Source organism: Micrococcus sp. IITD107 (assembly GCF_041927415.1).
GTDB lineage: Bacteria > Actinomycetota > Actinomycetes > Actinomycetales > Micrococcaceae > Citricoccus > Citricoccus terreus.
The window spans coordinates 1-552 of sequence record NZ_JBHFFN010000022.1 but is presented as its reverse complement, the minus strand read 5'-3'; the positions used below and the strand labels follow the sequence as shown (position 1 = coordinate 552).

The following is a 552-nucleotide window of genomic DNA, read 5'->3' as shown; positions in this document are numbered from 1 at the left end:
CCCGACGCAGTTCGGTGCGGATCACCCCGGTGGCATAGGCCCGGTCCGCGATCACCGCCTCCGGTCGGGACCGCGCCTTCCCGGGGCCGGGCCGGGGAACGTGGATCTCGGCCAGTACTTGTGCCAGCACGGCCCCGTCGTTGCGCTGGCCACCGGTGACGATCGTGGCCAGCGGCCGGCCCCGGCCTTCCACGGCGTGGTGGATCTTGGTGGTCAGTCCACCGCGGGAGCGTCCGATGCCGTGACCAGGCGGTTCAACCTCGGTCAGCGGCAGTTTCTTGTGATTCGCCCCGGCCCCCTGTGTCCTGGTCCGGGCGGGTCGTGTTCGTGGCGTGCTGATGGGCTCGGGCGATGGTGGCATCGACCGAGACGGCCCAGTCGATCATCCCGGCCGCATCGGCCTCGGCCAGCACCTGGGTCAGGACTCGGTTCCAGGTGCCGTCCGCGGCGTAGCGGCGGTGTCGTTTCCACACCGTCTGCCACGGCCCGAACTGCTCCCGCGGCAGGTCCCGCCACGGGATCCCGGTCCGGTACCGGAACGCGATGCCCTCG

Annotated in this window: 1 pseudogene; it reads right to left on the bottom strand. The window is 71.6% G+C overall.

The window, feature by feature from the left end:
- Positions 1–552: pseudogene (locus ACEXHE_RS13470) on the bottom strand (IS5 family transposase); the annotation flags it as partial.